This is a genomic window from Desulfovibrio diazotrophicus, assembly GCF_902498985.2.
GTDB classification, from domain to species: Bacteria; Desulfobacterota; Desulfovibrionia; order Desulfovibrionales; family Desulfovibrionaceae; genus Desulfovibrio; species Desulfovibrio legallii.
On record NZ_OX346397.1, the window covers coordinates 2,354,308 to 2,367,177 of the forward strand.

General features: G+C 66.2%; 9 protein-coding genes. 6 read left to right on the forward strand and 3 right to left on the reverse strand.

The genetic code is table 11. The features are described 5' to 3' along the window. Positions 1-31 precede the first annotated feature (31 nt). A complete protein-coding gene (locus J7I12_RS10190; RefSeq protein WP_302548517.1) occupies positions 32-1,699 on the reverse strand; it encodes a cobyrinic acid a,c-diamide synthase CobB in 1,668 nt (555 codons plus the stop codon). Positions 1,700-1,702: 3 nt separating this feature from the next. Further along, the gene (locus tag J7I12_RS10195) at positions 1,703-2,980 is read right to left on the reverse strand and encodes an IMP cyclohydrolase (RefSeq protein ID WP_288907963.1); all 1,278 of its coding nucleotides are present in this window, start codon (positions 2,978-2,980) and stop codon (positions 1,703-1,705) included. A gap of 141 nt (positions 2,981-3,121) precedes the next feature. Between J7I12_RS10195 and J7I12_RS10200 the strand changes: the two genes are divergently transcribed. The 5 genes from J7I12_RS10200 to J7I12_RS10220 all read left to right on the forward strand — a co-directional run bounded on the left by J7I12_RS10200 (position 3,122) and on the right by J7I12_RS10220 (position 10,463). Beyond that, positions 3,122-3,538 carry a hypothetical protein gene (locus tag J7I12_RS10200; RefSeq protein ID WP_242621238.1) on the forward strand — a complete coding sequence of 139 codons (417 nt, stop codon included), beginning with the start codon at positions 3,122-3,124 and terminating at the stop codon, positions 3,536-3,538. A gap of 339 nt (positions 3,539-3,877) precedes the next feature. After that, positions 3,878-5,155, forward strand: a complete 1,278-nt coding sequence (locus J7I12_RS10205) for an adenylosuccinate synthase (RefSeq protein WP_118229950.1) — start codon at positions 3,878-3,880, stop codon at positions 5,153-5,155. A 19-nt stretch (positions 5,156-5,174) separates the two neighbouring features. Further along, the gene (locus J7I12_RS10210) at positions 5,175-6,077 is read left to right on the forward strand and encodes a DNA polymerase III delta subunit-related protein (RefSeq protein ID WP_118229951.1); all 903 of its coding nucleotides are present in this window, start codon (positions 5,175-5,177) and stop codon (positions 6,075-6,077) included. 271 nt (positions 6,078-6,348) lie between these two features. Next, positions 6,349-9,396 carry a transporter substrate-binding domain-containing diguanylate cyclase gene (locus tag J7I12_RS10215; protein WP_288907871.1) on the forward strand — a complete coding sequence of 1,016 codons (3,048 nt, stop codon included), beginning with the start codon at positions 6,349-6,351 and terminating at the stop codon, positions 9,394-9,396. A 5-nt stretch (positions 9,397-9,401) separates the two neighbouring features. Further along, positions 9,402-10,463: an asparaginase gene (locus J7I12_RS10220; protein WP_118229953.1), complete on the forward strand. Its 1,062-nt coding sequence runs from the start codon at positions 9,402-9,404 to the stop codon at positions 10,461-10,463. Positions 10,464-10,905: 442 nt separating this feature from the next. On the opposite strand, the gene J7I12_RS10225 is transcribed toward J7I12_RS10220, so the two are convergent. Beyond that, entirely contained in the window at positions 10,906-11,763 is an 858-nt protein-coding gene (locus tag J7I12_RS10225) for a tRNA (adenine-N1)-methyltransferase (RefSeq protein WP_118229954.1), read from the reverse strand. Positions 11,764-12,010: 247 nt separating this feature from the next. Here J7I12_RS10225 and panC point away from each other — a divergent pair, with 247 nt between their 5' ends. Beyond that, on the forward strand, positions 12,011-12,859 hold the full coding sequence (gene panC / locus J7I12_RS10230) for a pantoate--beta-alanine ligase (protein ID WP_118229955.1): 849 nt from the start codon (positions 12,011-12,013) through the stop codon (positions 12,857-12,859). Positions 12,860-12,870: the final 11 nt, after the last annotated feature.

The following is a 12,870-nucleotide window of genomic DNA, read 5'->3' on the forward strand; positions in this document are numbered from 1 at the left end:
AGGAGGGAATGCCGCCGCAGACGCACAGGCTTCAGCCGCGGGCCTGGCCACTGTTTTCGCGTTTTTCCCGGGCGCGTTCGGCAAAGGCCCGGGCCGCGGCTGCAAAGTTGTGTGCCCAGCAGGGCACGGCCGGGGCAAAAATGTGGGTATAGGAGGCCCAGACCTGCCCGCGCGTCAGGCCGTCCAGGGTCTGCCCCTGTGCCCGGCCCATACCAACGCCCTTGTCCAGGCGCAGGGCAAAATGCGGCGGGTTGCCTTGCCAGCGACAGCGGGAATAGTGGAACTCATGCCCGCGCAGTTCAAGCCCCAAGGGGAAAAACGGATTGGCCGCCGTAACCCGGCCGCAGACATAGCCGAGGCCCTGGGGCCGGGGCAGGAACTGCGCCGTCACGGGGAAAATTCCGGCCATGGGCCACAGTCTGCCTTCGCGCTCAATGCCCTGGGAGAGCAGCATGAAACCGCCGCATTCGGCGTAGATGGGCAAGCCCGCGTCTGCCAGGCGGCGCAGGCCCGTGAGCTGCGGCGAAAGGCTCAGTTCCGCCGCACAGTCTTCAGGGAAGCCGCCGCCAAGGTACAGGCCGTCCAAAGCGGGCCAGGGGGCCGCGTCCAGCGTGGAAAGCCGGATGAGCCGCGCCCCGGCGCGTTCCAGGGCTTCCAGATTTTCGCCGTAATAGAACCACAGGGCCGCGTCCCGCACATAGCCGATGCGCGGGGCTGTCTCCCGTGCCGGAGCGGGCGCTGCGCAGGGCGCGCGCTCTGCGACAACAGGGGGCACAACAAGCGCGCGTGGCGCGGCGCTGCAGATGCAGACCGCCGGGGCGGGGTCGGGGGGGGGCGTCCCCGTGGCGTGGGGGGCGCTTGTTGTCTGGTCCGCAGAAACTGTGGCCGCTAGTTCGGGCGTAGCGGGCCAGAAGGCCGCCGCCGTGAAGGGCGGGGCGTGACGGGCCAGGCCCAGCACGGCGGGCAGGTCCAGATGTTCGCGGGCCAGGGCGGCCAGACGCTCCAGAGCGTCGGCGGCCTGCGGCCCCAGGGCGTCGCCGCGGGCGGCCAGGCCCATATGTCTTTCGGGCAGGGGGTTGGCGGCCAGACGGGGCAGCGCGCCCAGCACGGGCAGATCCGTATAGGTTTCCAGGGCGCGGCGCAGCAGATTTTCATGCCGGGCTGAGCCCACCCGGTTGAGCACCACCCCCACCAGGGGCACGTCCGGTTCAAAGGCCTGCACCCCGCGCACCACGGCCGCCGCCGTGCGGGTCATCTTGGTGCAGTCCAGGCTGAGCAGCACGGGGCAGGCCAGCTCTCGCGCCAGGGCCGCCGTGGAGCAGCTGCCTGCCACGTCCAGGCCGTCAAACAGGCCCCGGTTGCCCTCCACCAAGCCCAGCACGGACGCCGCCTGTCCGGCGGCGTCTGCGCCGCCGGGTCCGGAAAAAACCGCGCAGGCCGTGCGCAGGGTGTGGACAAACAGGGCGCGCAGCCGTTCCGGCGGCAGAAAGTAAGGGTCCAGGTTGGTGCAGGGCCGCCCGGCGGCCAGGGCAAGCCAGGCCGCGTCAATATAGTCCGGCCCTTTCTTGAAGGGCTGCACCGTAAGCCCCTGCCGGCGCAGAGCCCCGGCCAGCCCCAGAGTCAGCAGGGTCTTGCCGCCGCCTCCGGCCAGGGCCGTGACGCAGAGCCGGGGCAGGGCGCAGGGACCGGAGGACGGCATGGCCTAGTGCTTGAAGGAGCGCTGGCCCGTAAAGACCATGGCCACCTGGGGTTGGGCTTCGTTGCAGGCCATGATGACCTCGGCGTCGCGCAAGGAGCCGCCGGGCTGGGCAATGGCCCGCACGCCCTGAGCCACGGCCACGTCCACCCCGTCACGGAAGGGGAAGAAGCCGTCTGAAACCAGCACGGAACCCGTCAGCCCGCCGCGGGCTTCTTCGGTGCGGCGCGCAATGTCTTCCAGGGTGCGGGCCGCGTCCGCATCGGTAGCGGCCTTTTGTTTGAGCTCGTAGAGGGACAGGCCTTTTTCACGAAAGGCCAGCATATCTGCATACTTGGTACGCGCTTTGTGGGCCGCCAGTTCCACGCAGCCCACCCGGTCCTGCTCGCCGGTGCCGATGGCCAGGGTGGCTCCGTCGCGGGCAAAGATGACGGAATTGGAGGTCACTCCGGCCTCCACGGCCCAGGCAAAGCGCAGATCGTCCAGCTCCGCCTTGCTGGGCGCGCGGGCGGTGACGGCAAGGCCCTCTCTGGTGGAGGCCGTGGCGGGCAGAAAGTCCGCGTCCGTGAGAATGCGGTTCACAAAGGATTTCTGCACAATGATGCCGCCGTCCGCCAGGCTTTTGACGTCCAGGAAGGCCGAATGGGTCAGCTCTTCCAGCCGCCCCAGGCCGGGCAGTTCCATAATGCGCAGATTTTTGCGGCTCTTGAGGATGTCCACTGCGCCTTCCTCAAAGGCCGGGGCGGCCACCACTTCAAAGTAGTTGGCGGCCACCATTTCTGCAGCCTCACGGGTAAAGGGGCGGTTGACCACCACAGCCCCGCCAAAGGCGGCGATGCGGTCGCACCAGAAAGCCTTGTCCAGGGCCGTACCCAGGCCCTCGCGGCTCCAGGCCGCGCCGCAGGGATTGTTGTGCTTGAGGATGAGCGCGGCCGGGCGGTCCGTAAGGTACTGCAGAATGTTGGCCCCGTTGTCCACGTCCGTGAGGTTTGTCTTGCCGGGGTGCTTGCCGGCCTGCAGCATCTGCCCTTCAGTCAGGGCCGAAACAATGCCGTTGCCCGGTCCCCGCCAGTTGAGGCCCCCGCAGCTCAACGAACCCTCCGCCAGGGCGTAGAGCGCGGCGGGCTGGTCCGGATTTTCGCCGTAACGCAGGCCTTTTTCCTCCTTGTCGAGGGTCCAGGTGCGTTTGTGGTAGACGAGTTTTTCGTCCCCCAGCAATATGGTCAGGGTATCGGGGAAAGCGTCCTTGTGGACGGTGCTGTACATGGATTTGAGGTCCGCCATGAGTGCCTCCGCGCTTGACTGGTAAGAAAGTCGGTGCATAGCACAAAGCGCCGCAAACAGCCAGCCCCGCGCACTGGCGCCCCTCCCGCGTTGACGCGGCGGCCAGGGCGACGTACACTATCTCGCCCAATGGGAGGAATCATGGAAAAGCTGCTGCTCCGTCTGGCCCGACAACTAGACGCCATTGACGAAGCCTCGCTCATGTCGCTGTGGAGCAAATACGCCACCCAGACCAGCCGGTTCGAGCCCACCAAGCGTTGGGAAGAGGCCGCTCTGGTCTTTTCGCTTATCCAGGCCAAGCGCTGGAAAAATCAGCTGTTCAACTATCACTGGGCCCGGCAGAGCCAGGCCCCCGACGCCGATCTGCCCGGTGCGGCCCCCCTGCTGCCCGACTTTGACCTGCAGCAGCCTGAAACCCCGCCCCCCAGTCACTGCCGCGTTTTGGCCTTTCGCCCTGCCCGTGAAGACGCGGACGCGACGGGCAACCCGGGCGTGAACCCTGATGTGGACCCCGCCCCCGAAGACTCGGATCCCACCCCAGAAACCCCGCCCCTGTAGGTCCTGCTGCCGGGCGACAGCCGCAACCGCGCGCCAGACGTCCGCCCGGCCTCAACCGCCCAGCACCCGCTCCGCAACCGCGCAGACAGCCGCTTTTGCGCCTAGGACGGGGCCGTTGCGCGTCCCGCAGCGGGTTGCCCTGGGCCCGCCCGGCCCCCACACGACCGCCGCAGGCATGTGGTCCGCCGCGTTATTCGGGCATTTGACTTGCCCGTGCATCCGGGATAGGTATCCTCAAAGGCTTTGCGTCCCGTTTCCGGGCCGACGCGCCACTACTCGGACGTGGACGCGGTTTTTACTATCCGCCGCCCTTGCGCGGCCTTTCAGGCAGGGAGAATCATGGCGAATACGGTCATCATCGGCGCTCAGTGGGGCGACGAGGGCAAGGGCAAAATAGTGGACATGCTGAGCGCCCAAAGCCGCGCCATAGTGCGCTTTCAGGGCGGCAACAATGCCGGGCACACTATTAAGGTGGGCGGGGAGGAAACTATCCTCCACCTCATCCCTTCGGGCATTCTGCACGCGGACAAAATCTGTCTGATCGGCAACGGCGTTGTGCTGGACCCCCACGTTTTTCTTGAAGAAGTAGACCATCTGGCCGCCCGTGGCGTGGACGTGAGCCCCGCGCGCCTGGGCATCAGCAAAAAAACGCACCTCATTCTGCCCTACCACAAAAGCCTGGATCAGGCCCGCGAAGCCCGCCGCGCCGGTCATAAAATCGGCACCACCGGCCGGGGCATCGGCCCCTGTTATGAAGACAAGGCCTCCCGCGTGGGCCTGCGCGCCGGCGACCTCCTTGCGCCCGACCTGGTGCGCGCCAAGGTGGCTCACGCCCTGCAGGAAAAAAACGTCCTTCTGCGGGATCTTTATAAATTTGAGCCCCTGGACCCCGCCGCCGTGGCTGACGAGCTGCTGGCCCTGGCCCCGCGCCTCATCCCTTACCTCACAGATGTGGAGGCCCGTCTGCAGGAAGTGCAGCGCCAGGGCGGCGACATCCTCTTTGAAGGCGCGCAGGGCACGCATCTGGATATCGACCACGGCACCTATCCCTTCGTGACCTCTTCCAATACCGTGGCCGGCAACGCCGCCGCGGGCGCGGGCGCGGCCCCTTCGGCCCTGACCCGCGTGGTGGGCATTGTCAAGGCCTACACCACCAGGGTGGGCTCCGGCCCCTTTCCCACCGAGCTTCTGGACGACACGGGCAGCTACCTGCGCACGCAAGGGCACGAATTCGGCGCCACCACGGGCCGCCCCCGCCGCTGCGGCTGGCTGGACGCCGTGGTCCTGCGCGAAAGCGTGCGTCTCAATGGCCTTACGGATATTGCCCTGACCAAACTGGACGTTCTGCAGAATCTGCCTGCCCTGCGCATTTGCGTGGCCTACGAATATGAGGGCCGTCGCCTGGAGTATCCCCCGCAGGAAGAAGGCGGCCTGGGGCGGGTAACCCCCGTGTATGAAGAACTGCCCGGTTTTGAGGAGGACATTGCCGCTTGCACCGCCTTTGAGGCCCTGCCCCCCACAGTGCGCGCCTATGTGGAACGCATTGAGGCGCTCACGGGCGTGCGCGTGAGCCTGGTTTCTGTGGGCGCGGAGCGTCGACAGACCATCGTGCGCTGAGGGTTTGCGGGCTGCCCCCATGGACGCGCTGCTGCCCGCGCTGGCCTCTCCGGCCTTTGACGCTTTCAAGGCCGTATTGTGCCGCCTGGCGGCCGCCCCGCCGCAGGTGCTTCTGCTGGAAGGCGGCAGTGCGGCCCAACGTCGGGATATGGCGCTCTACTGGGCCATGTGCTGCAATTGTGCGCAGGTCGCTGTCGCGGGCGCACCCTGCCTGGCCTGCCCCGTATGCCGCCAGATGGCCGGCGGCGAGCATCTGGATCTGGCTGCCTACGATGGCGGCATCAGCAACCGGGAAGATACGGAAAACCCTGGCCTGGTGCGCGCCTTTACCATGGAAAACGTGCGCCTGCTGCGTCGGCGGCTGCGCGACGCTCCTCACGGCGGGGGCCGCCGGGTAGTTTTGCTCATGGGGCTGGGCCAGACCAGGGACGAGGCTGCCAACGCCCTGCTCAAAGCGCTGGAGGAGCCCTCGGCCACCACGGTTTTTGTGCTGCTGGCCCCCCAGCGGGAACAGCTCTTGCCCACCCTGGTTTCGCGCGCTTTTTGCCTCACGCTGCCCTGGCAGCCCGATACGGCGGCTGAAGCCGCCTTGGCCCCCTGGGAGGACGCCCTGGCCGTTTTTTTGGAGACCGGGCAAGGCTTTCTTGAGCGCGCCTCGGCCAAGGGCGCCATGGATGCGGCCGGCGCCGACGCCTTGCTGCTGGCCTGTCAGAAAGCCATGATCCGCGTTCTGGCGGCCAATGCGACGCCGCAACGGCTGGACGCGGCCCTGGCTCCGCTGGATGCGACCGGGCGCGCCGTAGCCTGCCGCTGGCTTGCGGAAGCGCAGGAAGCCCTGCGCTATGGGGTCACTCCCGCCAGAGTGCTGGAGGCCCTGGCCGCGCGCCTGTTTGTGCTGCGGCGGCAACGCGGCGTGGCCTGAAGGTTTTTCCCGGCCCGTTTTTCGCCGGGCCGCGCGACCCGTCAAGGGCATGCGCTCTTTGATGTCCCGCGCGTTTTGAGGCCCGCGCGCCGCAGGGCGGAAAGGCGGCACCCCGGCTGCGCTGCCTCTGGCCGGGCTCCCGGCGTGGTTTCCGCCCGCTCAGCGCGTCGTTGCGCGCCAACGTCTACCACCACGAAGGCCGCCTATGCTCCGGCACCTCAGCCTCCTGCTCCTCGCCCTCCTGTCTGTTTTGGCGGCGCCTGTTTCCGCCATGACTCAGGAATCCCGCGTGGTCCGGGTGGGGGTGTTCCCTATGCCCGGCTTCAACCGCATAGAAGACAACGTTGTTACCGGGTACAACTTTGCCTATCTGGAGCAAGTGTCCAAGTACACGGGCTGGACCCTCGCCCCCGTGGTGCTGAACAACTGGACAGAAGCTCAGAAAGCCCTGGACGAGGACCGCATTGACCTGCTGGGGCCCACGCTGCATTCGCCCGAAAGGGAAAAACGCTACCTGTTCTGCCTCTACCCCAGCGGCACCACCTTTACGGCCCTGGTCACCCTGAGCAAAAATACCGCACTTACCTATGAGGATTTTCCGGCTTTTGCCGGGCTGCGCATCGGTACGGCGCGCGCTCCCTTCTGGCGCCAGAACTTTGCCTCCTTTGCCCGGCGCAATGACTTCAGCCCCCCCCCGCTGCAGGTCTTTGAAGACATGGAGGACGCTCGCCAAGCCATGCGCGCCGGCACGGTGGACGCCATCCTGGGCATTGTCTTCAACCTGCGCGATGACGAAAAGCTGCTGGCCAAATACGACCCCGCGCCTTTCTACTACATCACCACGCCGCAACACCAGGCCCTCATGGCTGAAATGAACCATGCCGTGGCCCAGATAAAGCTGGAACAGCCCGACCTGGAAAACCGCCTGGCCCGCAGCTACCTGGTCCGCAGTTACCAAACCCCCCTGAGCAGAAGCGAACAGGACTTTATTGCCGCCGCGCCCTTGCTGCGTGTGGGCTACAACCCCGACCGCAAGCCCCTGTCCTGGCGCGACCCCGCCACGGGTCTGGCCCGCGGCATCCTGCCGGACATTGTCCGTCTGCTGGGCAAGCGCAGCGGCCTGAACTTCACCTTTGTGCCGCTTACGGATAAAAAACGGGATCTGGAAGAATACTTCGCCAACGACAGCATAGGCCTGGGCGTCGGCCTTATGTATCTGGACCAGCTCAAACAGGCCACGTTGCAGCGGCTTTCCGCCCCTCTGCTGCGCAGCAGCCTGCACCTCTATGTGCGCCGCGGCACAGTCCTGACCCCGGACAAACCCTTCACGCTGGCCCTGCTGGACGGCTGGCGCGGCGGCAGCCGCTATGGGCGCGCCACCTTCCCCAAAGCCCGGCTGCGACGTTATCCCGACGCGGCCGCCTGCCTGGACGCCGTGGTTCGCGGAGAGGCCGACGCCCTGCTCTATACCTCGCTGGAAGTCACCTACCTGCTCACCCGCCCACAGTACAAGGACATCACCTTTCTGACCGAATATCAGGACCACGAGGACGACCGTCTGGCCCTGAGCCCCTCCATGCCGCCCCAACTGCTTTCCATCCTCAACAAGACTCTGAACGACCTGGACGAGCGGGACAAGAGCCAGATCATTTCCGATAACATTTCCAGCATGGTGGCCCCAAGTTCCCTGAAGGATCTGCTCTATGAGCACCGTGCCGCAATTCTGCTGGCAGTGGAGCTGGTGCTGTTTTTGGCGGTCTTTGCCACCTATGCCGCATATCTGCGCCGACGTTCGCACAGGGCCACGCAGGAAAGCGAACGCCGCCTGAGCGCCCTGACGGCCAATATCAACGGCGGCGTCATCAGCCTCCTGGCGGATCCGTCCCTGCATATCGCTCAGGCCAATACGGGTTTTTGGCGGCTGTTGGGCCACAGCGCGCCGCCCCAGGAAGACGCCCTCGTCACCTGGCTGCCCCCGGAAGACGCGGACAGGCTGCGCGCGGCCATGAGCAACAGCACGACCGCCCTGAGCCTGGAGCTGCGCCTGCGCCACCGCGGCCAGACCTGGCTGCCCGTGCTGCTGCGCGGCGCGCCGGCGCCGGGAGAAGACGGTCCCGCCCCCCTCTTCCATTGTGTGGTAGTGGACATTACCGAACAGAAACATATGCAGGACGAACTGGAACAGGAAAAAGAACGCTACCGCATCCTGGTGGAGCAATCCCAGGACATTATCTTTGATGTGGATACGGAAAAACGTCAGTTTCAGTGCTCCCCCAACTTTTTCGCCAAATTCGGGCGCGAGGCCACCCCCTTGTTCAATTCCGGCGGCCGCCCGCGCAATGCCCATGTGGTGCACCCCGACGACAAGCCCGCCTTGCTGGAACTGCGCCGCAGGATCTATGCGGGCGAACACACCGCCTTCAGCGTCATGCGCATTCCCACCGTGGAGGGCCGCTACATCTGGTGCCGCATTCAGGTCACGCGCATCAGCAGGGACGGCGCGCCGCTGCGCCTCATCGGCAAAATCGTGGACATTGATGAGGAGGTGCGGCGACGGGCCGAACTGGAACGCCGTTCGCAACGCGACAGCCTTACGGACCTCCTGAACAAGGCGGCCTTCAGAGAGCAGGTGCGCTCCTGTATGCCCGCGCGTCCCGAAGGCAACCGGACGGACGCACTTATGTTCATGGACCTGGACAATTTTAAGGTGCTTAATGACACTCTCGGCCATGTGGTGGGCGATGTGGCCCTGGTGGACGTGGCCGAGGCCCTCAAACGCACATTCCGCAATGTGGATATTCTGGGCCGCTTCGGCGGCGACGAATTTTGTATCTTTTTGCGCGGCATCACCCGTGAGGTGCTGCAGGCCAGGGCTGAGGCCGTGCTGGCCGCGTTGCGCCTTTCCTACGCCCGCGAGGGCCAGAAGGTGGATGTTACCGCCAGCATCGGCGTCTATCTCTTTGACGGGACAGAAAGCAATTATGAAGAGGCCCTGCAGCGCGCGGACGCTGCCCTCTACTATGCCAAGGAAACGGGCAAAAACCGCTACACCTTCTTTGACGAGGTGACGGACATTGCCGGCACAGGCTCCTTCCACGCCTTTTTCCCGGATATGTCCGCCCAGGACGCGGCCCTGCCCCCGGCGGATGCGCCCCATGCCCCTGAAACGCCAGCCGTGAACGCCCCGCAGCCCCACGTCGCAGCGCCCCATGCCGCAGCGCCCCATGCCGCAGCGTCGGGAGCCGCACAGCCGGACCCGGACGCCGCCCCCCAGGAAGCCGCAACGCGGCAACGGCCGCACCCCTCCAAGGAGTCCTGACCCGTATGTCCCCTCTGTGCCCCTCTGTTTCCCACGTGCAAACCGCCGCCCCCGCCGTCAGCCTGCCCCAGGTGGCCCTGCTGGCCACGGGCGGCACCATCGCCGGCGTGGCGGCTTCCCCCCTGGAACAGATCGACTACGCCGCCGGCGTGCTGGGCGTGGAACGCATGCTCGAAAGTCTGCCCGGCATTGAAGGCGTGGCGCGCATTGTCCGCCGCCAGTGCGCCAACCTGCCCAGCGAAAACTGTACTCCAGAGCACTGGGCCCTGCTGGCTCAGGGCTGCGCTCTGGCCCTGCAGGATCCGGAAACCTGCGGCGCAGTGCTCACCCACGGCACGGACACCCTGGAAGAATCCGCCTTCTACCTTTACCTGACTCTGCCCCCCGAAAAACCAGTGGTCCTCACCGGGGCCATGCGCCCGGCCACCTCCCTCAGCGCAGACGGCCCCATCAACATCCGCGACGCCGTGGCCGTGGCCGCCAGCCCCGCCGCCTGCGGCCGGGGCGCGCTGTTGGTCATGAACGGCCGTATCCTTTCCGCCCGCACCGCCATAAAAATCGCCACCGTGGACGTGGAAGCCTTTGCCGCGCCCGAATCCGGCGGCCTTGGGCGGGCCATCAACGGGCAGGCCCTCTTTTTCGCCGACTGCGGTGGCCCGGCCCCCCTGGCCGGCGCTTATGCCGCCCTGGCCGGCCGGGCCGATCTGCCCCGGGTGGACGTGCTCTACGCCTGCGCCGGCATGGCCACAGATCTGGTGCGTCACAGCGCCGCCCACGCCCAGGGCCTGGTGCTGGCCGGCATGGGCAATGGCTCCATGCCCAGCGCCGTGCGCGACCTTCTGCGTGAGGCCGCAGGCCAGGGCCTTACCGTGGTCCGCGCCAGCCGCACCGGTGCGGGGCCCGTCACCCCTTTGCCGGGCTACGCCCCTTTCATCCCCTCCGGTATGCTTTCCCCTGCCAAGGCCCGCGTCCTGCTGATGCTTTCCCTCGCCGCCACCGCCCACCTGCCCCCGGCCCACCGCCAAGCCGCCGCCGCCGCGGCCTTTGCCCAGGGCGGACGACTGTAGAGAGGGAGAAGTCTGTGGGACGGTTGTGGGGAAAGTTGTGGGGGAATGCTTGTGGGGGAAAGGGAACTTTTGATCGCGGCTGCCTTCATCCGTAGCTTTTTTCGTCGCAGAGGCTGCAGCTGACCAAACGTTTTCTCCCTCCCCCCATCCTTCAAAGAATTTTTTCCTCAGACAGCAGGGCATTGCAACTTTAGAGCAGTTAGCGAATGAAATGAGCTAACTGCTCTGCAAGGATTTTCTTGAAAATCCTTGCCACGAAATGCGAGAAGGCAGGCTTTTGCCTGCCGTAAGCGAGCATTTCAAGTGTTAAATGCTCTAAATGCCCGGGCGACTGCGTACGCGGACGCCCGCCGTGGAGGCGATTTTGCGTCCTCCTGCCAGTGTGCGCCGGAAGGCGGAACGCAACGTTGGGCTGTGGTCCTGGCTGGACCGGCAGTGGCGTTTATGCTTCGTCGCCTTCTTCCAGCCGGGCGCGGCGGGCGGCTTCCTGTTTGCGTTCGCGGGTGCCCAGGGGGCGCAGAGCGAGGAAGTCGGCGTTCTGGTCTTGTTGGCGGCAGAAGATAAGAAAACCCGTGTGGGCGATCATGCGGTCTTCGGGGCGCAGGCGGTCGGCCAGGGGCTTCCAGCGGCGCATGAGGATTTCGCAGACTTCCACATCGCCGAAGGGGCCGCGCTCCAGCCCCAGCAGGAGTTTGCCCACCTGGTCCACTGTGGGCAGCAGAAAGCCCAGGGTGGCCCCGGGGCGCACGGCGGTCAGGGCGTGGTCCAGGTATTCCCAGGGGGTGCGCACGTCCAGAAAAAGGGCGTCAGCCCCGCTTATGGCAAAGCCGTTGGCAATGTCCTGGTGGTGCAGCTCCACGTTCCGGCCCACGCCGGCCCACGTCAGGTTGCGGCGGGCCAGGGTCAGAAATTCCTCGCGGGCCTCGTGGCTGACCACCCGGCCCGTGGGGCCGCAGAACCAGGAAAGCCCGGTGGTCAGCCCGCCGGAACCGCAGCCCGCTTCAATGATGGTCCGCCCCGGCCCGGCCCCCAGGCGCAGGCAGATGTAGGCGATGTCCTTGGGGTAGATGATCTGCGTCTGGCGCTTGAGCCCCTTGAGGCGATCGTGGAGGGTGGCCTCCTGCACCTGCATGGGCACGCCCGTATTGGTATAGAGCACGTCGCCGTAGTGGGACGCGGCCACATCCGCGGCGCGCAGCACGCCGTCGTTGCCGTGCCAGTCTTTGCCTTCTTCCAGGAGTTTTATGTAGCGGCGGCCCTTGGGCGTCACAAAAACAACAAGCGAACCGTAGGGGATCATGCGTTTCCTTCTGGCTTGAATAAGGTGGAGCGGGGGCCGGGCCCCACGCTGCGGGACGCCGCAGGCTGGCGCGGCGGGACGGGACGCCGCAGGCGCATGGTGCGTCGGCGTTCTGGTTTTGTCCGCGTCCTGGGGCTTGTGGTCAGAAAAGCGTCCTCTTGTCAACGGTGGACGGCGCTTTTCCTTTACAAGAGCGCGCGGCCCGTGTATAAGGGGGAATCCATTAACTATATCACAATACCTTGATATGCAGATATTAACTACACCTCACGAATTGGAAGCGCAGTGCCGCGCCTGGCGTAAAGCCGGGGATGACATCGCCCTGGTGCCCACCATGGGCTACTACCATGCCGGGCATGAAGACCTTATGACCCACGCCAGGGGTCTGGCCCGGCGGCTGGTGGTGAGCCTGTTTGTCAACCCCACCCAGTTTGGCCCCGGCGAAGATCTGGAGGCCTACCCGCGCGATCCGGAGCGCGACGCAGCCATTGCCGCCGCACACGGGGCGGACGTGTTGTTTCGGCCCGAACCCGGCCTGATGTACGCTCCGGACCACGCCACCTGGGTGGAGGTGCCGGAGCTGGCCAAAGGCCTGTGCGGGCAGACCCGGCCCGTGCACTTTCGTGGCGTGTGCACTGTGGTGCTCAAGCTCTTTTTGCTCACCGGGGCGGACGTGGCGGTGTTCGGCCAGAAGGACTGGCAGCAGCAGGCCATTTTGCGCCGCATGGCGCGCGATCTCAATGTGCCCGTGCGCATCGTGACCCGTCCCACCGTGCGCGAGGCCGACGGCCTGGCCCTTTCTTCCCGCAACCTTTACCTGACGCCGGAGGAACGCGCCCAGGCTCCGGAAATTCGCCAGGGCCTGCTCTACGCCCGTAAGCTGGCGGAAGAAGGCGAAACCAGCGTCAGTCTGCTGCGCGAAGCCGTACTGCGCCGTTGGGCCGAGCGCCTGCCCCTGGGCCGGTTGGACTACCTGAGCGTGGTGCACCCCGAATCCCTCGCGCCCCTGACCGAAGCGGGGGACGCCGCCCTCATGGCCTGCGCCGTGCGCATGGGCAAGGCCCGGCTCATCGACAACATTCTGCTCCGTCCGTAACCCCTTCGCGT

Coding starts and splice junctions, on each gene's coding strand:
- J7I12_RS10190 (WP_302548517.1), bottom strand. CDS start 1,699: ATGCCGTCCTCCGGTCCCTGCGCCCTGCCCCGGCTCTGCGTCACGGCC.
- J7I12_RS10195 (WP_288907963.1), bottom strand. CDS start 2,980: ATGGCGGACCTCAAATCCATGTACAGCACCGTCCACAAGGACGCTTTC.
- J7I12_RS10200 (WP_242621238.1), top strand. CDS start 3,122: ATGGAAAAGCTGCTGCTCCGTCTGGCCCGACAACTAGACGCCATTGAC.
- J7I12_RS10205 (WP_118229950.1), top strand. CDS start 3,878: ATGGCGAATACGGTCATCATCGGCGCTCAGTGGGGCGACGAGGGCAAG.
- J7I12_RS10210 (WP_118229951.1), top strand. CDS start 5,175: ATGGACGCGCTGCTGCCCGCGCTGGCCTCTCCGGCCTTTGACGCTTTC.
- J7I12_RS10215 (WP_288907871.1), top strand. CDS start 6,349: ATGACTCAGGAATCCCGCGTGGTCCGGGTGGGGGTGTTCCCTATGCCC.
- J7I12_RS10220 (WP_118229953.1), top strand. CDS start 9,402: ATGTCCCCTCTGTGCCCCTCTGTTTCCCACGTGCAAACCGCCGCCCCC.
- J7I12_RS10225 (WP_118229954.1), bottom strand. CDS start 11,763: ATGATCCCCTACGGTTCGCTTGTTGTTTTTGTGACGCCCAAGGGCCGC.
- panC (WP_118229955.1), top strand. CDS start 12,011: ATGCAGATATTAACTACACCTCACGAATTGGAAGCGCAGTGCCGCGCC.